Annotated in this window: 15 protein-coding genes and 1 tRNA gene; 5 read left to right on the top strand and 11 right to left on the bottom strand. The window is 59.1% G+C overall.

Features of this window, described 5'->3' with window-relative positions; genetic code table 11:
* Both ACRAUW_RS08825 and kbaZ read right to left on the bottom strand, forming a co-directional pair.
* Window positions 1–993, bottom strand: a 993-nt coding sequence (locus ACRAUW_RS08825) for an SIS domain-containing protein (protein ID WP_431361980.1), incomplete at its 3' end; no start/stop codon positions are given.
* A 12-nt stretch (window positions 994–1,005) separates the two neighbouring features.
* Window positions 1,006–2,319 carry a tagatose-bisphosphate aldolase subunit KbaZ gene (gene kbaZ / locus ACRAUW_RS08830; protein ID WP_431361981.1) on the bottom strand — a complete coding sequence of 438 codons (1,314 nt, stop codon included), beginning with the start codon at window positions 2,317–2,319 and terminating at the stop codon, window positions 1,006–1,008.
* Between the two features lie 276 nt (window positions 2,320–2,595).
* Here kbaZ and ACRAUW_RS08835 point away from each other — a divergent pair, with 276 nt between their 5' ends.
* A complete protein-coding gene (locus tag ACRAUW_RS08835; protein ID WP_431361982.1) occupies window positions 2,596–3,402 on the top strand; it encodes a DeoR family transcriptional regulator in 807 nt (268 codons plus the stop codon).
* 16 nt (window positions 3,403–3,418) lie between these two features.
* On the opposite strand, the gene ACRAUW_RS08840 is transcribed toward ACRAUW_RS08835, so the two are convergent.
* The 3 genes from ACRAUW_RS08840 to ACRAUW_RS08850 form a co-directional block, all read right to left on the bottom strand.
* Window positions 3,419–4,276 carry an aldose 1-epimerase gene (locus ACRAUW_RS08840; protein WP_431361983.1) on the bottom strand — a complete coding sequence of 286 codons (858 nt, stop codon included), beginning with the start codon at window positions 4,274–4,276 and terminating at the stop codon, window positions 3,419–3,421.
* Window positions 4,273–5,724, bottom strand: a complete 1,452-nt coding sequence (locus ACRAUW_RS08845) for a sugar porter family MFS transporter (protein ID WP_431361984.1) — start codon at window positions 5,722–5,724, stop codon at window positions 4,273–4,275. Before ACRAUW_RS08845 ends, ACRAUW_RS08840 begins: the two co-directional genes overlap by 4 nt.
* 72 nt (window positions 5,725–5,796) lie before the next feature.
* The gene (locus ACRAUW_RS08850) at window positions 5,797–9,084 is read right to left on the bottom strand and encodes a DUF5107 domain-containing protein (RefSeq protein WP_431361985.1); all 3,288 of its coding nucleotides are present in this window, start codon (window positions 9,082–9,084) and stop codon (window positions 5,797–5,799) included.
* Window positions 9,085–9,203: 119 nt separating this feature from the next.
* Here ACRAUW_RS08850 and ACRAUW_RS08855 point away from each other — a divergent pair, with 119 nt between their 5' ends.
* Complete coding sequence (locus tag ACRAUW_RS08855; protein WP_431361986.1) at window positions 9,204–10,400, top strand: ROK family protein; 1,197 nt, start codon at window positions 9,204–9,206, stop codon at window positions 10,398–10,400.
* A gap of 39 nt (window positions 10,401–10,439) precedes the next feature.
* Here ACRAUW_RS08855 and ACRAUW_RS08860 read toward each other — a convergent pair.
* Together ACRAUW_RS08860 and ACRAUW_RS08865 are read right to left on the bottom strand one after the other, a co-directional pair.
* A tRNA-Thr gene (locus ACRAUW_RS08860) sits at window positions 10,440–10,515 on the bottom strand.
* Window positions 10,516–10,601: 86 nt separating this feature from the next.
* Window positions 10,602–11,342: a phosphatase gene (locus tag ACRAUW_RS08865; protein ID WP_088869562.1), complete on the bottom strand. Its 741-nt coding sequence runs from the start codon at window positions 11,340–11,342 to the stop codon at window positions 10,602–10,604.
* 468 nt (window positions 11,343–11,810) lie between these two features.
* Between ACRAUW_RS08865 and ACRAUW_RS08870 the strand changes: the two genes are divergently transcribed.
* Together ACRAUW_RS08870 and ACRAUW_RS08875 are read left to right on the top strand one after the other, a co-directional pair.
* Window positions 11,811–12,464 (top strand): TetR/AcrR family transcriptional regulator, encoded by a 654-nt coding sequence (locus tag ACRAUW_RS08870; RefSeq protein ID WP_005334507.1) that lies wholly within the window; start codon window positions 11,811–11,813, stop codon window positions 12,462–12,464.
* A gap of 48 nt (window positions 12,465–12,512) precedes the next feature.
* Window positions 12,513–14,840, top strand: coding sequence for an acyl-CoA dehydrogenase (locus ACRAUW_RS08875; RefSeq protein WP_431361987.1), 2,328 nt, complete (start codon window positions 12,513–12,515; stop codon window positions 14,838–14,840).
* A 218-nt stretch (window positions 14,841–15,058) separates the two neighbouring features.
* Here ACRAUW_RS08875 and ACRAUW_RS08880 read toward each other — a convergent pair whose 3' ends face one another.
* From ACRAUW_RS08880 to ACRAUW_RS08890, 3 genes are all read right to left on the bottom strand, one after another.
* Window positions 15,059–16,057 (bottom strand): LacI family DNA-binding transcriptional regulator, encoded by a 999-nt coding sequence (locus ACRAUW_RS08880; RefSeq protein ID WP_431361988.1) that lies wholly within the window; start codon window positions 16,055–16,057, stop codon window positions 15,059–15,061.
* A gap of 180 nt (window positions 16,058–16,237) precedes the next feature.
* On the bottom strand, window positions 16,238–18,139 hold the full coding sequence (locus tag ACRAUW_RS08885; RefSeq protein ID WP_431361989.1) for a transglycosylase SLT domain-containing protein: 1,902 nt from the start codon (window positions 18,137–18,139) through the stop codon (window positions 16,238–16,240).
* 99 nt (window positions 18,140–18,238) lie between these two features.
* A complete protein-coding gene (locus ACRAUW_RS08890; protein ID WP_431361990.1) occupies window positions 18,239–20,743 on the bottom strand; it encodes a putative bifunctional diguanylate cyclase/phosphodiesterase in 2,505 nt (834 codons plus the stop codon).
* A 364-nt stretch (window positions 20,744–21,107) separates the two neighbouring features.
* Here ACRAUW_RS08890 and hpf point away from each other — a divergent pair, with 364 nt between their 5' ends.
* Window positions 21,108–21,446 (top strand): ribosome hibernation-promoting factor, HPF/YfiA family, encoded by a 339-nt coding sequence (gene hpf, locus ACRAUW_RS08895; protein WP_431361991.1) that lies wholly within the window; start codon window positions 21,108–21,110, stop codon window positions 21,444–21,446.
* A 91-nt stretch (window positions 21,447–21,537) separates the two neighbouring features.
* On the opposite strand, the gene ACRAUW_RS08900 is transcribed toward hpf, so the two are convergent.
* The gene (locus ACRAUW_RS08900) at window positions 21,538–22,047 is read right to left on the bottom strand and encodes a VC2046/SO_2500 family protein (RefSeq protein ID WP_431361992.1); all 510 of its coding nucleotides are present in this window, start codon (window positions 22,045–22,047) and stop codon (window positions 21,538–21,540) included.
* Between the last annotated feature and the right edge of the window lie 150 nt (window positions 22,048–22,197).

Genomic DNA, 22,197 nt, shown 5'->3' on the forward strand with positions numbered 1-22,197 from the left:
GGTGTGGGGCAGGTAGATGTGCTCACCCTCTTCGATACGGGGATCATGCTGGTCAGCAATGGCGACCACCCGAGCGGCCTGACCGTCGGCCCGCAGTTCGCGCAGCAGGTCCAGATCGTATTGCCGGGTGTAAGGGTCGTTGGATATGAGCTGGACGATCAGAGTCTGTGCATTGACGACGGATTTCGGGCCATGGCGAAAACCGGTGGGAGAGTCAAACATGGCGACCAGCCGACCACCGGTCAGCTCCAGTAACTTGAGCGCCGACTCCTGGGCAACGCCTTGCAGGCTGCCGCTGCCAAGATAGATGACCCGTTGTGGCAACGGCTCATTCCATGCCGGCACCAGCGGAACAACCTGCTCAAGGATCGCTTCACTGACGCCAACCAGTGAGGCGCAAGCCTGCTGGTTGAACTGTGTTGGCAGGAAGACGGCAAGACAGCTCAGCATCATGCTGGTCAAGCTGCTGGTCATGGCAAAGCTGCGATCATTGGTCTGGGGCGGCATCAGCAGGGCCAGAGAGCGGGCATCTTGTTGGCAGCGGCAATAGAGCGCCCCTTCGCCGTTACAGGTGAGCACCAGATGATGGCAGTTGCCGAGCAACTGGCTGGCCAGTTCGACCGCCGCCACGCTCTCTGGACTATTGCCAGAACGGGCGAACGAGATGAGCAGGGTCGGGCAATCCTCGGCCAGATATTCGGCCGGATCGGTGACGATATCGGTGGAGGCAATCGCCTCGAACCGGCTATTCAGGCGGGCAGAGAGGTAAGGAGCCAGTGCTCGCCCGGCAAAAGCGGAGGTACCGGCACCTGTCAGGATCACCCGCAGATTGCCATGGGCGAGCAGGGGGGCGAGAAAGTGGTCCAGTGTATGACTGCACTCCTCCACCATGGCAAGGGTCTCTCGCCAGGTTGCCGGTTGTTGCTGAATTTCGCGGGCTGTCGCCAGGCCGTTGGCCGTGCGCAGCATCTCTTCTGAGTAACCAAGGATCATGTCTACAACTCCTTAAACAACAGGGTCGAGCTGGGAAGGACAGGGGCTGGCTGTGCCGCAGGCTTTGGCATAGCTGCGCAACACTTCCTGCACCTGATCGAGAATGAGCTCATGGGGATTGGCCGACAGGGTGCCCTGACGAACCTTGCGGTACTGCAGGGGCAGGTTCTGGCTGAGCAGTGGCAAGGGGATGGGCTCTGCGGCCAGGTTGGTGAGCAATCTGGCATAGCACTCATCGACGCGCGTATCGGGCCAGTAGTAACGAATGCGGTCTGAGTAGCTGTAACCTCGAGCGAGTCGGCATTCGTTGGCACTGCCCTGATAGTGGCTGCGCCAAAAGTCGGGGCGATCCAGCATGGTCTCTTCCATCACCTGGCGCAGGCCCGAGCACGCCTTGGCGACAACCAGCTCCTCTTCGATAGCGGCAAGGGCAAACAGCGCTTCACGCAGGGCAAAGGTGAGGGCCGGGCCGACCTTGAGAATGGCAAAGTGGTCGCGAACCAGCTGACGATAAGCCTCGGGGGTCTGGTAATCGGTGGAGTGAGCCTCAAACACCAGATGAGGGTAGGCTTCGATCATCCGGCTCAGTGGTGCCGCTTTCGCGGGTTGATAATCGATGATGTGGGTATGATCAAACTCGACGCCGGGCTGGACAACGAGCCCGATCACTCGTGGCCAAATATGGGCCAGACCAACCTGAGCGAAGGCTTGCTGGTGGGCCTCCAGAGTATGACGGGCCGCTTCCGGGGTGGTGACGGCCAGCTCGGCTAGCTCTTCATGAGCACCGCCCGGCACCGGCACCTCGGTGCCAATCACATAGACCAGATCGCTCTGGCCAAAGGTGGCCAGACAGGTTTGCTCGGCGATCTGCGCCAGACGGGCGGCCCGCTCTGCAACCAGCTCATCGGTCAGCGGCACCGGGTCCCCCTGACAAGACATGCTGCAGTCGAGATGGATCTTCTTGAACCCGGCGGCGACATAGCAGGCAATCAGCTTTTCGGCATGGGCCATGGCCTGCTCGGCTGGCTCACCTTGCCAGCGGTTTGGGCCAAGGTGATCACCCCCGAGGATGAGTCGGTGCGCCGGAAAGTGGCACTCGGCAGCCAGTTGATAGAGGCGATCACGAAAATCGGCCGGAGTCATGCCGGTGTAACCACCGAACTGATCCACCTGATTGGAAGTGGCCTCGATCAGCAGCAGTTGATCCCCTTCGGCGGCCAAGCGCAAAGCGGCCTCCAGCACCAGCGGGTGAGCGGAGCAGACGGCATAGATCCCGACCGGTTCTCCCTGTTTATGTCTTTCGACCAGTGCCAGCATGGATTTCATTTTGATCTTCCTTCGTTGCTCTAGATGAAAGTAACCTTTCGTTTCATTTTCTTTACCCTAGTATCGACACAAAGAAAACGAAACAAAAGAGTTCTATCTTCTTGAGATGGATCACAAAAAAAGAAAGGTACTGAAAGGTGATGGGCGATATGAAATGAAAATATTGCTGTGAAAAAGCTTAGTAATGGCTTGATTTGACTCTGCTGCTGAGCGTTAATATGAAAACGTAACGAAGTGAAAGAATATTTTCACCACAGCACTCCGGCAGAAGAGACTATGCAAACAACAGAAAGAAGCACGCTCGGGACCAGCGAGCGGCGGGAACGAATCATTCAGCAACTGCGCAGCAATGGCAGCGTTCAGGTCAATGAACTGGCCACCCACTATCAGGTGTCGACCGTCACCATTCGCAACGATCTGGCATTTTTGGAAAAACAAGGGATAGCTGTACGCGCCTATGGGGGCGCTCTGTTGTGTGAACCCAATCAGGCCGTACCCGAGCGAACCATAGCCGACAAAAGTGTGCTCAATACGCCGGCCAAACAGCGGATCGGCGCGCTGGCGGCCACACTGGTGCCGTCCGGGTGTCGTCTTATCCTCGATTCGGGCACCACGACGCTGGAGGTGGCGCGTCATCTGCGCGAGCATCAGGAGATCCTGGTGATGACCAACGGTATGAACGTGGCCAATGCACTGCTGGAGGCGGAGGGGGTCGAGCTGCTGATGACCGGCGGTCAACTGCGCCGCAAATCACTCTCGTTCTATGGGGCGCAGGCCGAGCAATCCCTGCAAAACTACCATTTTGACCTGCTGTTTCTCGGGGTGGATGGCATCGACCTCGAGCGTGGTGTCAGTACCCATCACGAGGATGAAGCGCGCCTTAACCGCTGCATGTGTCAGGTCGCCGAGCGGATCATCGTGGTCACCGACTCCAGCAAATTTGGCCGACGCAGCCTGCACAAGATTATCGACACCCCGCGTATTCATACCCTGATCAGCGATGATGCTCTGCCAGCAGACGTGCTGACTGGCTTGCGTCATGCCGGGATCGAGGTACTGCTGGTACCGGCGGATCCCCACTGATCGCGGCAGAATTGCGTTAGCCTCCGGACGCCAAAGTCAGGGTCATACCGATACTCATACGGTCACCTCTGGCAAGTAGCCGCAAACCGGGGTGACCGGCCAGGTGGTGGGCATTGGCTGCGTGACTCTGGGGCTCCAGACAGACGAAGCCACTCCCCTCATCGGGCTGGTAGAGCATCAGGAAGGCACACTCGCTTGCAACCAGCAGCCGCTGCTGGCGGGCAGGATGGTCAAGCTCGGCCTGACCACGCCAGCCGCCATAACAGTGATTGAGCCAGCCTTGCGGGCGAGTCCACTGACGAAAATCGAGGTGGGGCGCCAGTCTGCTCGACCAGTCGGTCGGCAGATGATCCGCTCCCTCTTGCCAGACGCCGCTCGCCAGAAAGCGAATTTTTGTCTGCTCGTCGCGCCAGAAGAAGGGGTGAAAACCCGCACCGTAGAGGCAGGGGCTCTCCCCAAGATGGGTCAGGCTGATCCGCGCCACCAGGCTCACACCCTGCAGCCGATAGTCGATCTCCGCCAGATAGTGAAAGGAGCCATTCTGACTGGTGAACTGCAAAGTCACTGAGCTGTCGGTCAACGCCACCGGTTGCCATCGCTGTAGCCAGCCATCCCCATGCAAAAAGAAATCGGGATCAATGGGACTTTCTGGTAAATCATGCGTCTCCTCCCACAACTCAAAACGGTTGCCTGCGACCCGATTGGCCAGTGGCAACATGGGAAACAGCGCGCTCTGCCCGGGATGCCACGGCACATCAGGCTCGGTATCTCGCAGCAGCGGGCGCCCCTGCTCATCCTCCAACCCCAGCAGACAGGCCCCTTGTGTTGAAACCCGCATCCGAAGATGCGGGTTGCCCAATGTGTAAACCGTCATGCCGAGGCGCTCGCCTTGGTCGGCGTCAGCTTGACCTTGCCCTGGGCCAGCTGGGCTTCCAGCGCCTCCAGCGTCACCCCTTTGGTCTCGGGCACCTTGCGATAGATAAAGATGAGACCGGCGAAACAGATCAGGCCATAGAGCAGGAAGCTACCTGCGGCCCCCAACCCGGCGTTGAGCAGCGGGAAGGTGTAGGTCAGCACGAAGCAGGCGATCCAGAGCGCCAAGGTTCCGGCCGACATCGCCAGACCCCGAACCCGGTTCGGGAAGATCTCGGAGAGCAGCACCCAGGTGACCGGCGCCAGGGTCAGGGCATAGATGGCGATGGCCGCCAGCACCAGCAGCAACACTGGCAGCCCCAGCACGCCTGTGGCGTAGGCCGCAGCCATCATGCCATAGATGATGGTCAGTCCCGCCGAGCCAATCAGCATCAGCTTGCGGCGGCCAATCTTGTCCACCATGGGCAGCGCGATCAGGGTAAACAGCAGGTTGATAAGACCGGTGGCGACGATGGATTTGAGGGTGCTGTTGATGTCAAACCCGGCGGAGGCAAAGATCTCCTGCGCATAGTTAAAGATCACGTTGATACCGCACCACTGCTGGAAGACCGCCAGCACGATCCCGATGATGAGGATCGGCCGCACCGAGGGTTTGCTCAGCTCAGCCAGCGAGACCTTGTGGGTCTCACCCACCAGGGTCTGACGGATATCGGCCAGGGTCTGCTTGGCATAGGCATCCCCGCCAATCTTGCCGAGCATGCGGGAGGCTTTCTCATACTGACCATCTTTGGCCAACCAGCGCGGCGACTCCGGCACGAAGAACATCAACACCAGAAACGCCAGCGCAGGTACCAGCTCGGCACCGAACATCCAGCGCCAGCCGGACTGTCCATTCCAGGTCGCCAGAATATCGGCCTGAGTCGCATTGCTCGCCACCGGATCGGCGATCATCAGATTCACCAGCTGAGCCGCCAGCACCCCGATCACGATAGTAAGCTGGTTGATGGCGACGAACTTGCCCCGCTTGTCGGCCGGGCTGATCTCGGCGATGTACATGGGCGAGAGCGCAGAAGCCAGACCGATGCCGATCCCGCCGATGATGCGATAGACCACGAACAGATCGAAGTTGCTGGCCACAGCCGTGCCCCACGCCGAGATGGTGAAGAGGATGGCGGCCAGGATCAGCGGCTTCTTGCGACCGAAGCGATCGGATGACCAGCCGGAGATGGCTGCCCCCAGCACGCAACCCACCAATGCCGAGCTCATGGCCCAGCCGGACTGGGCCGGGTCGGTGATGGAGAAATAGGCCTCATAGAAGGGCTTGGCCCCGCCGATCACCACCCAGTCGTAGCCAAACAGCAGGCCACCGCAGGCGGCCACCAAACAGATCATCCAGACGTAGCCCATATTGAGCCCATTCGTATCCAATTGACTTTTAGTGTGTTCCATGACTCATCCTTTCTATCTTGTCGATTGTAGGGTGAAATGACGCCCCATACTGTGGCAGGGCGTCCGTTGTTGTTATGGCTTTGATGGATTGAGTGACAGCTCGCGGCAGATCAGGACAAAAAGGTGCCCCTTGTCGTGAGCCGGGTTAAGGGTGAGGAGCTCTCGCAAGGTCTGTTCACAACCATCCCGCTGACCCAGCCCCAGCAGGCCGAGCCCCCTGACCAACAGACAGTGCTGACGATGTTTGTGCTGCGGGTCGTCATCCAGCACGATGAGATCCGGCAGTGAGACAGCGAAGAAGTCCGCCTCGACCGACTCGTCCATCGCCTGCTCGGCCCACGCCACCATCCCTTCAAAGAGACGCTGCGCCTCCGCCACCCGACCAAGACGTGCCAGCGCCATACCCTGATAGAAGAGGTAATCCACCGGCTGATCGTTGTAATAGCGGCTGGCCCCCAGCGACCCCTGACCCAGACAGGCCTGTTGCAGGCACTGAGCCGCCAGACTCTGGTTGTCACAGGCCAGATGGCAGAGCGCTAACAGGTAATGAATATCGTTATCGGTCTGTCCCACCAGACGCCCCTCTCCCAGATTGTGGGGGTAGTGCAGCGCCTGTTGCAGCAACGGAATAGCCTGCTCGTGACGTCCCTTAGTCATCAACGCCAGCGCCCGGCGCTGCTGATTGATGAGATACTGACCGGTCACCTTGCCCTCCCCCCCCTCCCAGGGGTGGAATTCGCGCAGCCGCAAGATCTCTGCCGCCGCGTCCAGCTGGCCGGTGATGTGATAGAGACCGAGCAGTTCGGCGGTCAGGTCGTCGCGCTTGAGGGCCACCTCACGATGCGCCTCCAGCAGCGCCAACCGCTCGTTGGGTGCCATGGCGCAGCGCTTGTGCAGCTGATCCAGTTCAAACAGCAAACGGGCATCATCCGGCTTGAGAGCAAAGGCCCGGCTCAGACACTGCTCGGCCGCCACCGGATCGCCGCTCTTGTTGAAGTGATAGATGCCAAGGTTGCGCCATGCCGGGGCAAACCCGGGCGCCAGCTCGCACACCTGCTGCCACAGGGCGATGGCTTGCGGGTAGCTACGCTTGCTGTAGTGGAAGCAGCCCAGCAGGTAGCTGGCAAACCAGCTATGGGGCAGTTGCGCCAGTATGGTCACTTCGCCAAGGGTATTGGGGAAGCGCACCTTGCGGCTAAACGCCAGCTCGGCTCGCACCAGCAGGGCATACTGCACCTCACCTTCCGGCAACAATGCAGCCTGGAACAGCAGCGGCAGGGTCTCCTCCACCGGCAGTGTTGAGAGCAGTTGCTGCGCCAACTCGGGCCGTCCCAATGCCAGCAGATCGCTTACTAGGAAGCAGAGATTCACCCCGCGCCCGTTGCACAGGGTGCGCAGCGCCTCGAGATCGCTCGGCTGCTCGCTTGCCAGCCAGCGCAAGAAGGCCAGCTGATAGTGAAGTGGATAACGAACGCGCTGCTCGTCGATATAGGCGATGGCTGCCTCCCGCTGGCCAGACTCCAGCAGCGCCAACCCTTTGAGGGCCATAGCGCCGTAATGGGTGCCGTTGACGGCTAGGCTGCGCTCGACAAATTGCAGCGCCTGCGAGGCATCGCGACGCACCATGGCGATGCGGGCCAGTCCGAGGAAGCCGCTGTCGCGGCAGTTGCCACTCCAGGTCGCCTTGTAGAAGTCATCGAAGGCGGCATCGAACTGGCCCAAACGCTCCTCGATATGGCCCCGCAGCAAGCTCGCCTTGCCACACTGGGGGTTCTTGTTGAGGCGATGGGCACGGGTCAGCGCCTGATTGACGTAGGCCAGTGCCGGCTCATAGTTGGCGCGGTTGTACTCCAGCGTTGCCAGCGCCAGGTTGCAGCGGTAGTCGCCGCCATCAAGCTCCAGCGCCCGCAGGTAGTAATCAAAGGGCGAGCGGCTGGCGTGCAGATACTGCTCAAGATGCTGGCCGATGAAGTAGAGTTCATCGACCGAGTCGAGATTGACGGCGGGCTCCGGTGCGGTGGCAGGATCCGGCAAGGCCTCGCCTGCGGGCTGATGCTCGAGATAGCTCAGGATCGGCTGGCCCTGCTCATCCAGCAGACGAACCTGCAAGCGTCCCTCGCTGGTGATGGCCTGCGGCTCAAGCCAGGCCTGACCCGGCTGCAGATCCAGAGGTTGCGTAAACAGTACTCCTCCCTCGTCACTTACCTCGAACTGAGCCCCGCAAAGCGGTGCTACCGCATAGACCCCGCAGACGAGGCCATCATCGCTACGCTCCAGCTTGATGGCGGCGCGGGTGTTGGCGTTTTGCAGGGTGCCGAGGGTGTTATAGGGCAGGAAGTTCTGCACAAACACTTTCTCCTCCCCCGCATCCAGCCAGGTGAAGTCGGGCTGGTTGTCGGTATAGACCCCGGTCATCAGCTCGATGTAGGGGCCGTTGTCATCGGTCAGGTTGCGATCCCAGGCCAGACCGAAGTCACAGTTGCCCCAGCTCCACTGCTTCTTGCCCGGCGAAACGTGGTGATCCGCCACGTGCAACAGGCCGCCCTGCTCATCATGGCAGTAGGCACCGACGAAGTCGTAGTCAGACTTGTCCGCCATGTAGGAGGTGGGCACCGGAATATTGCGGTAACGGGAGATATCGACCCCGGCGGAGTAGTCCACCTTGTAGTAGGTGCCGCGGGCGATGGGGAAAGCACTGACGTCGCGCTTGCCGTGGTCATAAACGGCGGTCACATCGGGCGGGAAGACGCTCTGGTGGGCATCGCCTCCTTTCACCGCCGGGTTGGACCACCAGAGGAAGTGGCGCGGCGTGTCGTTGCCGTTGAACACCTTGCCAGTGATCTCGATAAGCGCCTTGTCGGGATAGAGGGTGAAGCCCGCCATCACCTGCAGACCGCGCATCGGTTCCACCTCGCCGAGCCAAACGGTCTTGGCGCCCCCCTCGCGCTCCGCAATGGTGAAATCCACAGGCATGAAGGTGGTGGGTCTGTGGTGCTGCGGCCAGTTGAACTCGATGCCACCGGAGATCCAGGGCCCCACCAGCCCCACCAGCGCCGGTTTGATCACCTCGTTGTAATAGACGAAGTCGCGATTCATCACCTTGTCGTAGGCACGGTGGATACGGCCACCCAACTCCGGCAGCAGCATCACCTTGATAAAGTCGTTCTCCAGCCAGACCGCCTGATAGGACTTCATCTGCTTCTGGCCGGTGAGGGTATCGATCACCCCATAGGGATAGACCCCCCCCGAGGAACCCTGATAGACCCGCTTCTCGAGAAACATGGGGTTGGGATCTTCGACGCCTACCTCGTAGGTCGGCAGTGAGATGGTCTCTACCCAGACCTTGACATCAGCTCTCATTAATTTCGCCTCACTCAACATTTGTTAGTAAAGTTTTCAGTGAGACCAGATTAGAATGGTTAAACCACTATTAATTGCCTAAAGATCACGCAATAAAGTAAGCGGAGTTTAGTGAAGCTATGAGCATGGGGTTGAACAACCAGAAGGTCCGCCACCACAACAAGCAGGTGCTGCTGGCCCTGCTCTATCAGCTGAAGGAGGCGAGCAAGTCTACCCTGGCGCGCCACTGCGAGCTCTCCATTCCGGCGGTCAGCAAGATCCTTGACGAGTTGGTGGCCGATGGCGCCATCAGCCACAGCGATCAGAACCTCTCCCAGCGCGGCATCAATGGCGGCAGCTACCGCATTGCCAGCGGCCAGGGGGCCATTCTTTGCCTCAATATCAGCCCCACCCATCTGGAGAGCATCCTGGTGGATAACCTGATCACCCCGCTGGATGAGTTCAGCGACCAGAAGATTGCCCCGCAAACCCCCGATGAACTGCTGCACCTGATTGAAGCGCACTACTACCAGTACAAGCGCCGCCACAAGGGACTGGCGATCCGGCTGGCCTTGGCGGTACACGGTCAGGTCAACCCGGCGACCGGGGTATCGCAAACCATGCCGCAAGCCCCCTGGCACGCGCCAGTTGAGCTCAAGTACCTGCTGGAGGATCGCCTCGGCTGCGAGGTGATGGTGGATAACGACTGCATCATGCTGGCACTGGCCCAGAAGTGGCAGGGCCGGGAAGGGAACGGGGATTTTTGCGTCATCAACGTCGATTACGGCATCGGGTCCGCCTTTATCATCAACGACCAGATCTACCGGGGTGCCCTGTTTGGCAGCGGCCAGATAGGCCACACCATCATCAATCCGGACGGCAGCGCCTGTGCCTGCGGCCGCTATGGCTGCCTAGAGACAGTCGCCTCGCTGTTTGCCATCAAAAAACGGGCCCGGGTCTTTCTCAAGCAACAAGCGAGTACCGACAACCCGGCGCAGACTGGTGTAGAGCTGGATACCGCCCAACTGCTCGCGCTCTACCATCAGGGGGATACCATGATCCGTGCCCTGGTGGACGAAGGGGCCCGCGCCATTGGCCTGAGCCTCTACAACTTCCTCAATATCCTCAACATCAACCGCATCTGGCTCTATGGTCGCAGCTGCGACTTTGGTGAAACCTGGCTGCAAACCATCGTCAGTCAGACCGGCGCCAACCCGTTCGACTGCAGCGATGCGGTCAACGCCACCCATATCCGTTTCGGCCAGCTCAGCCGCGCCCAGCAGGTGATGGGGATTGGCTATCTCTATGTGGAGCGAGCCTTGGCAAAAGCCATGTAAAAAGGGCAGGTTTCACAAATGAAACCTGCCCTCACGATCTGGTGCCGATAAGGGGAATCGAACTCCTGACCTTCGCATTACGAATGCGCTGCTCTACCAACTGAGCTATACCGGCTTGTTGCCGTTCAGATTCATGCAAAAAAGCCTATGTGTCAATCGAGACAACTCCATTTTATGAGTTGGCTCATGGTGTTAGCGGGCTTAGAGGTCGACAAACTCGGGGATATGGGCCCGGCCGCGGCTTTCGAGAAATTCGAGCAGGGCGCGGGGGGAGCGCACCAGGATCCGCTCTTGCGGGAAGCCCGCTTCGGTCACCAGACGGTGGCAGTGGTCAAAATCTCCAAGAGTAAATGCCACGTGGGAATCGGAGCCGAAGGTGAGATAGGCCCCCAGATCTCGCGCGGCTTCGACTATGGCACGGCAGTTGCCTTCGCTCCCCGGGCGGGAATGAATGAAGGAGGAGTTGTTGATCTCCAGCGCTACCCGATAGTCCGCCGCCGCCTTGACCACCGCCTGAATATCGATGGGAAATGAGGGGTTGCCCGGGTGGCTGATCATGTCGACCCGGCCGCTCTTGATGGCGTTGATCATCGCCTGGGTATGGGTTGCCTGATCGCAGGGAGGGAATACCTGCTCATGAAAACCCGCCATGATCATGTCGAGGCGCGACTCGTAACGCTCGGGAAAATCGATCTCCCCCTCCAGGTTTTTGATGTTGGCCTCGATACCCCGCAGGATCCCTACCCCATCCACCACTCTTGGCAGTATTGGCAAGTTGGCAAAGTGCCAGACATGAGGGGCATCGGCCATCTCGGGGCCGTGATCCGTGGTGGCAAACAGCTTAATCCCCTTGGCCCTGGCTATCGGCAGATAGTCATGGATGGTGCTGTAGGCGTGGGTGCTGGCAATGGTGTGAGTGTGGGTATCGACCGGGTACTTCATCTTCTCTCCCCTCATATTTTGAAAGGGCAGCATAGCAAAGAGCAGCGGCTCGGGCCACGCCAGTGCTTGCCACACTTTGTCACAAAATACCGCGAAGCTGACATAGTCTGAGGGGCTCTGGCTGGCATACTGCCCCCGTCGATACCTGCCTGAACTCGCATCGACAGTTTGCCGTCAGGATGACGCGAACTCACTTTCCCCACCGTCGCGCCCTGCGGCGGTTTTTTTTGCCTGCAAACCGCAAACCGGTAACAAACGCGCAAAAAAAGGCCCAACTAGCATGGTGCAGGTTGGGCGAGACTTAATGTTTAATTGCAGTGGCATAGATATAGAGTCCTGCTTTTTGACTAAGTTCCGCCCACTTTGCTTTTTTCATCGAAAAACATTCCGCTAACACTCATTCACATTCTCTTGACACTTCACGTTATGAAACGTACTTTTTAAACATTCGTTTAAGTGAGGTGTCCAGTGAGTAAAATCGATACCAAAAACCGTATTCTCGACGCCGCTGAAGTGCTGTTTGCCGAGCGGGGATTTGCCGATACCTCTTTGCGTCTGATCACCAGTGAGGCCGACGTCAATCTGGCGTCGGTGAACTATCACTTCGGCTCCAAGAAGGAGCTGATCCAGGCGGTACTCGACCGCTATCTGAGTCTGTTCATGCCCGATCTGGATGCCCGCCTGCGGGTGCTGATGGAGCAGGAGCAGCTGACCCTGCTGCAACTCTTTGAAAGTTTTGTCGAACCGCTGATGAAACTCTCGGCGGTGCGGGCCAACGGCCCGGCGATCTTCATGCAACTGCTGGGGCGCGGTTATATCGACAGCCAGGGCCACCTGCGTCGCTTTATCACTGCCCATTACGGTCCCATTTTGCAGCGGATCACCCAGGCGATCTCCAAGGCCAATCCGGCTCTGTCGCCAGCGGATCTCTTCTGGCGCCTGCACTTCACCTTGGGCACCGTCGTGTTCACCATGGCCTCCGCCGATGCGCTGCGCGACATCGCCCTGGCCGACTTTGGCCAACAGCTCGATGTGGAAGGGCTGGTGCGCAATGTTATTCCTTATCTGGCGTCCGGAGTCGGGGCGCCCGTGGAGTCGACCAGGCTCTCCCTGGCCGTGTAACAACCAACAATAAATCAACGGAAACAGTGAAATAGAAGGAACTTCGGTATGATCACATTGCTTGTCCTGCTGGTGCTGGCGATAGCCGTTGTGCTCGGCGTACCCTCCATCCGTAAAAAGGTGGTAACCCGTCCGGTGTTCGGCATCTTCAAAAAGATACTGCCGCCCTTGTCAGCCACCGAGCGGGAGGCCATGGAAGCCGGCTCCGTCTGGTGGGATGGCGAGTTGTTTCGCGGCAACCCCGACTGGAAAAAACTGCACGGCTACGGCAAGGCCGAGCTGACCGCAGAGGAGCAGGCTTTTATCGACAATCAGGTCGAAACCCTGCTCGCCATGGTTGACGACTTCAAGATCGTCAATGAAACCAAAGACCTGCCAGAACCGGTGTGGGACTATCTGAAGAAGGAAGGCTTCTTCTCCCTGATCATTCCGAAATCCTATGGTGGCCGCGAGTTCTCGGCGATTGCCAACTCCACCATCGTCACCCGCATTGCCACCAAGAGCCTGAGCGTGGCGGTTACCGTCATGGTGCCGAACTCCCTAGGCCCGGGCGAGCTGCTGATGCACTACGGCACCCAGGCCCAGAAAGATTTCTGGCTGCCGGGGCTGGCCAATGGCAAAGAGGTGCCCTGCTTCGCCCTGACCGGGCCGGAAGCGGGCTCCGATGCGGGCGCCATTCCTGACAAGGGGATCGTCTGCAAAGGGATGCACAAGGGTGAAGAGGTGCTGGGGATTCGCCTCAACTGGAACAAGCGCTACATCACCCTGGCGCCTCGCGCTACCGTGCTGGGGCTGGCATTCAAACTCTATGACCCGGAAAAGCTGCTGGGTGACAAGGAAGAGCTGGGCATCACCTGCGCGCTTATCCCTACCAGCCACCCAGGCGTGCGCGTCGGCGATCGCCACTACCCCATGGGTCTGGCGTTCCTAAACGGCCCGACCTTCGGCAAGGATGTGTTCATTCCGCTCGACTGGATCATCGGTGGCCCGGATTACGCCGGTCGCGGCTGGCGCATGCTGGTGGAGTGCCTCTCCGCCGGTCGCGGCATCTCGCTGCCTGCCCTTGGCACCGCTTGCGGTCATATGGCGAGCCGTACCGTGGGCGCCTACTCCTATGTACGCAAGCAGTTCGGCATGTCCATCGGCAAGTTTGAAGGTGTGCAAGAGGCGCTGGCTCGCATCGGCGGCCTCACCTATCAGCTGGAAGGGGCCCGTCGCATGACCGCCGGTTCGCTGGATTTGGGTCAGGCACCGGCCATCGTCACCGCGATTTCCAAGTACCACATGACCGAGATGGCGCGTCAGATCATGGATGACTCCATGGACATCCACGCCGGTCGTGCCATCCAGCTGGGCCCGAAAAACTACACAGGCTACGCCTACATGGGTATTCCGGTCGCCATCACGGTGGAAGGGGCCAACATCCTGACCCGCAACCTGATGATCTTCGGGCAAGGGGCCACCCGCTGCCACCCGTACGTCTTTGCCGAGCTGGAAGCGGCGGCTGATACCGACGTGGAGCGCGGTCTCGAGAAGTTTGACGCCCTGCTGATGAAGCACATCGCCTTCGGCGCCGGCAACTTCTTCGGTTCCCTGTTCCAGGGACTGACCCTGGGTCAGTTCAACAGTGCACCGGTAGCCGGCGAAACCGCTCGCCACTACAAGCAGCTCTCCCGCATGAGTAAAGGGCTGGCCCTGTGCGCCGACGTCTCCATGCTGATGCTGGGTGGCGATCTCAAGCGCAAGGAGATGATCTCCGCCCGTTTGGGTGACGTGCTGAGCCACCTCTACCTGGCCTCCGCCACCCTCAAGCATTACGAGGATCAGGGCCGTATGGTCTCCGATCTGCCGTTCGTGCAGTACGCGGTCGAGCGCAACCTCTACCTGATTGGCAAGGCGTTCGAGGGCTTCTTCCAGAACTTCCCGAACAAGGTGGTGGGTGCCGTACTCAAGCGTGTGGTATTCCCGTTCGGCGTCGGTTACAAGATGCCAGCAGACGATCGCTGCCACGCCATCTGTCTGGCCATGATGAAGCCGGGCGAGTTCCGCGACCGTCTGACCGCCCTCTGCTACGTCGGCAAGGACGAGGCGGATCCGGTCGGTCTGATGGAGCGCGCCTTCCAGGCCATGGTCGCCGTGCAGCCCTACGAGAAGAAACTGGTGCAGGCCCAGAAAGAGGGCAAGCTGCCCCGCAAACTGGCGCTGCCGGAACTGGTGGAATCCGCTTTGGCCAAATCGGTGCTGAGCAAGGACGAAGCAGACAAGCTGCTGGCCGCCGATGCCCTGCGCTACGAAGCGATTCAGGTAGACAACTTCGCCCCGGGCGAGCTGGAAGGCTTCTCCCAGCAACCAAACAAGGTCGATCACGCCGCCTGATCACTCGGCAAGCCTGCACCGCCCCCCCTCGTGGTGGTCTCTTAAGGTAAAAATCCCCAGCATCGGCTGGGGATTTTTGTCTTAAGAGACAGGTGGCAGAGAGGGGCTCCACCACCAGCATCGGATCGCCTTGATGGAATATATAGCGAATTCTTCAGGTAACGCAGAAAATAATCAGGCCCCGATGGGCCTGGTTATTATTCGCAGATCGAGCTTCATCAGGCGACCGATTCACGCTCCACCAGCTGTGCTTCAAATTTGAGCGGCAACCCATCCACCGGCTTGTGATCGAGCAGACGCAACGCCAGCTCGGCAGCGCGGCTGCCCATCTCCTCAATAGGGTAGCGTACCGTGGTGAGCTTGGGATAGATGTAGCGGGCGTAGGGGATATCGTCGAACCCTACCACCGACACCTGCAGCGGGATCTTGTAACCCCGCTCCAGCAGGCAAGAGATCGCCCCCGCCACCATGCCGTCGTTGAAACCGAGCACGGCCGTGAACTCGACGCCACGGGCCAACAATTCACTCATCGCCACATAGCCGCCATTTTCGTCGGCAAAGGCGCGGCTGACGAGAGCAGGATCAAAGGCGATCCCGGCTCTGGCCAGGGTCTGGGTGTAACCGGCCATCCGCTGCTGACCATCGACAAACTCTTCATCATCGGAGGTGATAAAGGCGATGTTGCGATGACCGGCATCCAGCAAGTGCTGGCACGCGGTAGAGATCCCCGCCTGGTTATCGAACCAGACGCAGCGATCCTCAAAGCCCGGCACCTGACGGTTGATGAAAACGATAGGGGTAGAGCCTGCCGCCAGCTCGCTCAGCTCTTCGTCCGGGAGCGCCTTGCTGTGGAGGATCAAGGCATCGCACTGACGCTGCAGCAGCGCCTGAATGGCGTGACGCTCGCGCGCGATATCGTGGTTGCCAGACATGACAATGGTGAACTTGTTGGCCCGATCAACCATGCTCTCTATGCCACGCATCATCTGGGCAAAGAAGGGGCCGCCGCAGAGGTCGCCAACCAGCACGCCAATGCAGTTGGAACGCTTGCTGACCAGTGCCTGGGCAAAACTGTTGGGTCGAAAATTCAGTTCCTTCATGGCCGCCAGTACGGCCTCACGCTTTTCCGGTGCTACCTGTGCCGTGTTGTTGATAACCCGCGATACGGTGGAGATAGACACATTTGCCAGCTGAGAAACGTCTTTAATCGTTGCCACTATCCATTCCTTCATTGTGGGGGAATCTGTCGGTGCCGACGCCTGAGTATACCCTGCGGTCTAATGCAATTCCCGGAGCCAGGTCACCGGGCATGTTTCCTTTGGTAACAAAACCTTACCCGATGATACCAGACTACAGAAAAATTTGAAAACAGGGGCCGGCTGGTAGCCCCCCCCAGCTCAATAGGCGTGATTGAGCTCCCGCTCTGACATGAAGCGCAGCGGCTGCTGCAACTTGTGCTGATAGATGAGATCGAATGACAACACATTCTGTACGTAGTTACGGGTCTCCTTGTACGGGATGCTCTCGACCCAGACGTCCATCGGCTTGTTGTCACTCTGTTCACGCCAGCGCTTGACCCGGCCCGGCCCGGCGTTATAGGCGGCTGCCGCCAGGATCCGGTTGCCGTCATAGACATCCAGCAAGCGCTTGAGATAGGCGCTCCCCAGACGAATATTCATCGTCGGATCAAACAGTTGCTGTTCACTTCGATAGGGCACACCCAGCTTGCCGGCAGTCTCTTTGGCTGTAGCAGGCATCAGCTGCATCAGACCGCGCGCCCCCACCGGCGACTGGGCCAGCGGATAGAGGGCACTCTCCTGACGGGAGATGGCATAGAGCAAACTGGTGTTCATGGTGCGCTCTTGCGCCATCTGGGAGAAGGTGCGTTTGAGCGGCAGCGGGAAGCGCAGGTCGAGAGCATCCCACGCTTCGGCGCGAATGCTGGCGAGAATGGCCAGCTCGTGCCAGCCCTGATTGAGGGCGATATGCCCAAACTCGATACGCTGGGCCACCGGATTGCGATCCATGTTGTGGATCCACTCCGAGCGGGCCGCTGCAATCTCGTTCATCGAGAGCAATTCGCGCACCCGCAACAGGAAGGGCCAGCGCTGGCTGGCCGTACGCCAGTCCGGTACATGCTTGACGCTCTGGTTCTTGATGCGATAAGGCACTCCGGTGCGCTGGGCGGCCATAAAACCGTAGAAACCGCGCAGGTTGGCAGTCTCCAGATAGAGATCCCGCGCCGGTTTTTGCTGCCCCTGCACCTCAAGGGAGCGAGCCATCCAGTAGCGCCAGCGATCCTCTTTCTGACGGGCCATCGGCATCATCTTCACCCAGCCGGAGAGGCCACGCCAATCCTGCTCCCAGATGGCCAGTCGCGCCCGCAGCTCGGTAATGTCGGGATCCGCCAGCTTTTTCACCGTGCTGTCGACCCAGCTGCGCTGGGCAATGGAGCGATCCAGCAGCAGGCGGCGAGCAATGGCACGCTCTACCGGTTTCACCTCGGCCTGGGTCAGGCCAAAACGGCTACGAAACAGCGCAAGCTGGTGCAGCACCGACTCAGGCTCCTGATTGGCATAGCGGGTCAAGCCGAGGGAGAGCAGCTTGCGGGAATAGGGATTGCTGCTGAAATAGGCCGGGTTCATCGCCTTGGCGGGCTGCTCGAACAGGGTCACCATCTGATCGCCATAGCTTTGCAAGCCACTCCCCAAGGTCGCGCCAAGGTGGCGGATCAGATTGGGGTTTTCCGCCTCGAACGCCAGCGTCATCCGCTGCCAGATCTTCTCCTGGGTTCGCTGACCGGATGCCTGCCACAGCTGGAACAGCGGTGAGCAGGCATCGGGGCGCGATTGACCGCTCATCCAGATCTTGCCCGCCCCCTGCAACGCCTCTTTCGGCTTGCCGGTGTAATAGAGCGCCTGATAGTGCATGCAGAGCAGATCGGTGGAGCTCGGCTTGGCCGGATAGAAGCGCAGGAACTGCGACCACTGCTGGCTCTGGGCCAGATAGGTCAGATAACTGCGCTCCAGCCGGTTGGACTGGGGGGTATCCCCATGCTGGCGGATAAAGCGGGTCACATCGTTGTAATCCGCCGCCCCCGGACGAAAGGCGAGCTGATAGTAATCGAGATAGGGCAACAGGGGGTAATGGGTCAAACGGGCACGAATTTGCTGGAAACGGGCCTGATCATTGGCCCGTACGGCGTCATACGCCTGACGGTAGAGCGTCTGGTCGGCAGTCTGCGCCATCAGGGTCGGCACAAACAGCGCCGACAAAACTATTCCCCATACAGCTTTCACTGAACATCTCCATTGAGGGCAATACACCGCCCGGTGGCGGTGGGTCTACTGCCTCTCATTCTACCCGTTGCCGAGCAGCGCTACAGCGGGGAGCAGGGACTATTTTTCTGCCTCCCTCAGCTGCATTTCGCGCATCTGATCCGGTCTGGTCAGGCGCTGTACATATTTCTCCAGATAGGGCACCGGCAGCGGCTTGGAGGCGAGATAACCCTGATAGAAACTGCACCCCTGCGCCTTGAGAAACTCCAGTTGCTGACGGGACTCCACCCCTTCCGCCGTGACGTTGAACCCCATATGTCGCGCCATGGCGATCACCGCCTCAACGATGGCCATGTTGTCGCCATCTTTCGGGATGTCCTGAATGAAGGATCGGTCGATCTTGAGCTCATCGGCAGGCAGCCGCTTGAGGTAGCTCAGGGAGGAGTAACCGGCGCCAAAATCGTCGATGGCAAAGCTGATGCCGAGCTCCTTGAGCTCGGTCATCTTGCTGATGGTGTCCTCGGCATGACCCAGCACCACGGATTCGGTGATCTCCAGATTGAGGCAGGCCGGATCCATGCCGGTTTGTGCCAGCACATCGTGGATCCGCTCGACAAAATCGGTGGCATGGAACTGCTTGGCACTGACGTTGACCGAGATCTGCGGAATGTGGATGCCGTTCTCCTCCCACCGTACATACTGGGTGCACGCCTCGTGCAGCACCCAGTTGCCGATATCGACAATCAGGTCCGTCTCCTCGGCGATGGGAATAAACTCTGCCGGCGAGACCAGCGAGCGACCGGCTGGCTGCCAGCGGATCAGCGCCTCGACACCTATGATGTCCCCTCCGTCCACCATGTGCTGCGGTTGATAATGGAGGGTAAGCTCCTGCTGACTGAGGGCATTGCGCAGCTCGTTGTGAATGAGTAGACGGCGATCCGCCTGCTGCTGCATCGAAGCATCGAAGAAACGACGGGTCTTGCGGCCAGCGGACTTGGCCTGATACATAGCCGTATCCGCCTGCTTGAGCAGATCATCTACCCCCTGCTCCCGCCCCGGAAACAGAGTAATTCCGACGCTGGCGCCGATATGCAACGCCTGCCCCCCATAGGAATAAGGCGCGGCAATCTCGGTGATGAGTCGCTCGGCAATGAGATCGGCCTGCATCTCCGCCTGGGGCGGGCTGGCCGAGAGCGATGGCAACAGCAGCACAAACTCGTCACCGCCGAGACGGGCCAGACAATCGCCCTGTCGAACCAACCGTTTGAGCCGGATCGCGACCTCCTTGAGCAGCCAGTCACCGGTGGCATGGCCGAGGGAGTCATTGATGGTCTTGAAGTGGTCAAGGTCGATAAAGAGCAGCGCACCAATCAGGCCGTCGCGGGTTGCCTCGTTGAAGGTCTGCACCAGGGTCTCGTGCAGCTGACGGCGATTGGGCAATCCGGTCAGCTCGTCGTAATAGGCGAGAGCCTGAATGCGCCGCTCGGCCGCCTTGCGCTCGGAGATATCCTCGAAACAGATGACAAAGTGACTGATCACCCCTTTTTCATCCTGCACCGGCGTCACTATCTCCCACTGGGGATAGGTATGACCATCGACATGGCGACGCTCGGTCTCCCCCTGCCAGCGACTCAGGGTATTGAGCTCATAGCCCAATCCCCCCAGATTTGGCCAAAGATCCTCTTCCAGATGCAGGCCAAGTACCGACTGGCTGTCAAAACCGGTGATCTGGCTAAAGGCGTTGTTGACCCGCAGGATCTTGAACTCCGGATCGGTGATGATGATTCCCTCGTGGGTTTCGAAAGCTACCGCAGATAGGCGCATCTGGGCATCGGACTGCAACCGCTCCAACTCGGCCACCATCCGGACTGAAAAAGTATTAAGCACCGAAGTGAGGGTGCTGGTATCTGCAGGGGTCGAATAGAGCAACGCCAGATGACCAAGCAACCGACCTCTGGCATCAAACAGCGGTTGACCATAGTAGGTCTGCCCGGCCACCAGCCAGGGTTGATACTCCTGCGACCCCTCGATCACCTCGAAGCAGATGGCCCCTTGCTTGTAGAGCTCCTGACAGGGGGAGCCCGCCAGCGGGTAGTCTTTTTGTGCCAGCCCGTCGGCGGCCAGCACACGAATCCGATCTGCACCACACAGCGCCCCCACCCAGACCGCATCCATCTTGAGGATATGAGCCAGCTGGCTGACCAGGGTATTGAAGAAATCGAGCCCGGTGCGGGCAGAGAGCGCCTGTGCCAACTGGGTGAGCAGGGTGGTTTGCAGCAAGGGCAGCGAGAGGTTGACGGCGGATACCACGCTGTTGGCACTGTCGAGCGGGGCCAGCCAGCCACAGCAGATCTGCAGAGTGGGCACAAACTGGCCGCTCCAGAGCATATGATTGAGCAGCCCCTGATCATCTTTAAGATGACCAATAAACTGCCCAGGCAGACGTGATTCATGAAGCCGGTCGAGAAAATCGGCAAAACCAGCCTCATCTTCCGGTAACAGGCGAGCGGCCCAGGGATGATTGCCCTCCCCTTGCCACTGCTGGTAAGCCCCCTGATCGGAGAGACTCCACTGATCATGTTGCCGATCGAAAAACCACATGACTTGCGTGGCTTGCTGCTTCATTTACCACTCCAACACGACAACCAACCACGTTGATGTCCAATCAGGCATAGCAACGCCCCCTGCATCCTCTAGATCAGAGGGTTGTGAGGGAAGAGTACAAACATGCGATATCAAGCAGTGGAAACCGGACATGAGGTCGACACGAAGTGCTGCCAAGAAGGGACAGAAACGATCCTATTCCCGCCATACTGCCTGCCAGTTTCATGGAGCTCAAGCTGTTTTTGGCACGAAACCGGAAAAGATCACAATTTATAAGTTGCCGAATAGCTAAGGGATTGTTATGTGATGCAAATCACATTTCAATCTCTATCAATGAGTAATCTGAGGGTGAAGACACAAGCAAGACGACCCGAAGGGGGCCAATATGAAAATCGAAATTACCAGCAAAATCATCGACATCACCCCGTCTATCCGCGAGCGTATTGAATCCCGTTTTGAAAAGCTCGAACGTCTTCAGGTGCCTCTCATCACACCCCATGTGATTGTTTCCAAAGAGCGTCTGATGTTCATTGTCGAAGCCAGTGCTGGCATCCCCAACGGCAAACTGTTTGCCCAGGCAGAGCATGAGGATCTCTACGCCGCCATCAACGAGCTGGGGCAAAAACTGGAACGCCAACTCAATCGCCATACCGAAAAACCCATTGCCCGTCGTGCCAATACCGCGCTTAAGGAGCAGGTTGAACCGGACGAAGCTGACGCATAAGACATACTGTTTACCACAAGCATAAAGGCGGGTTATCCCGCCTCTATGCTTGTCTGATTATCAACACGCAGATCAAGATACACACCACTCCCTAACTGAGCCAGTGAAGACGGGTATCGACCCCTTGCTCTAATCTGTCGAGTATCGGCAACAGCACCAGCGGATCCTCCTCACGCGGCGCACTGACGACCTTGTGTTGCAGTTTCTCGCGGCCCAGCAGCGTCAGATTGTCAAACACCGCCTCATCGATCAGCGGCTGTCTGGCAACCAGTGGCGGCGTTTGCAGTGCCAGCCAGAGCCGCACATCCACCATACTTCCTCCTTGTTGCAACCGCTCATTGATGGCACTGCAGTCACTCCCCGCCCCCTCTGCCATCAACACCGGCGCCTCTCGCAGCTCAAAATATGCTCGCCACTCCCGCTGGTCCGGGATTGCAGCCGGCTTGGCATCGAACCAGGGCTGTTCCTCCACCGCATCGGTGAGCAGCGCCAACAGCAATCGGAAATCCGCCCGATCGCCATGCTGAAGATCCTGGTTGAGACGTTGCCCCAACTGGCCCTCATCGACGAGCAGATGATTACGGATTGAACTGGGCAGCATGAGTTAACTCTCGAAAAAGGCGATTTCACTGGTTATCGGCCACAAGTCCAACTCTTTTAATGGAAAAATACCGCTTGGGGGTTCCCAAGCACGACAGATCTGTTAGTATGCGCCTCGCACTTGGGGAGGGGTTCCCGAGCGGCCAAAGGG

This window comes from Aeromonas sp., from assembly GCF_050633025.1.
Taxonomy (GTDB): domain Bacteria; phylum Pseudomonadota; class Gammaproteobacteria; order Enterobacterales; family Aeromonadaceae; genus Aeromonas.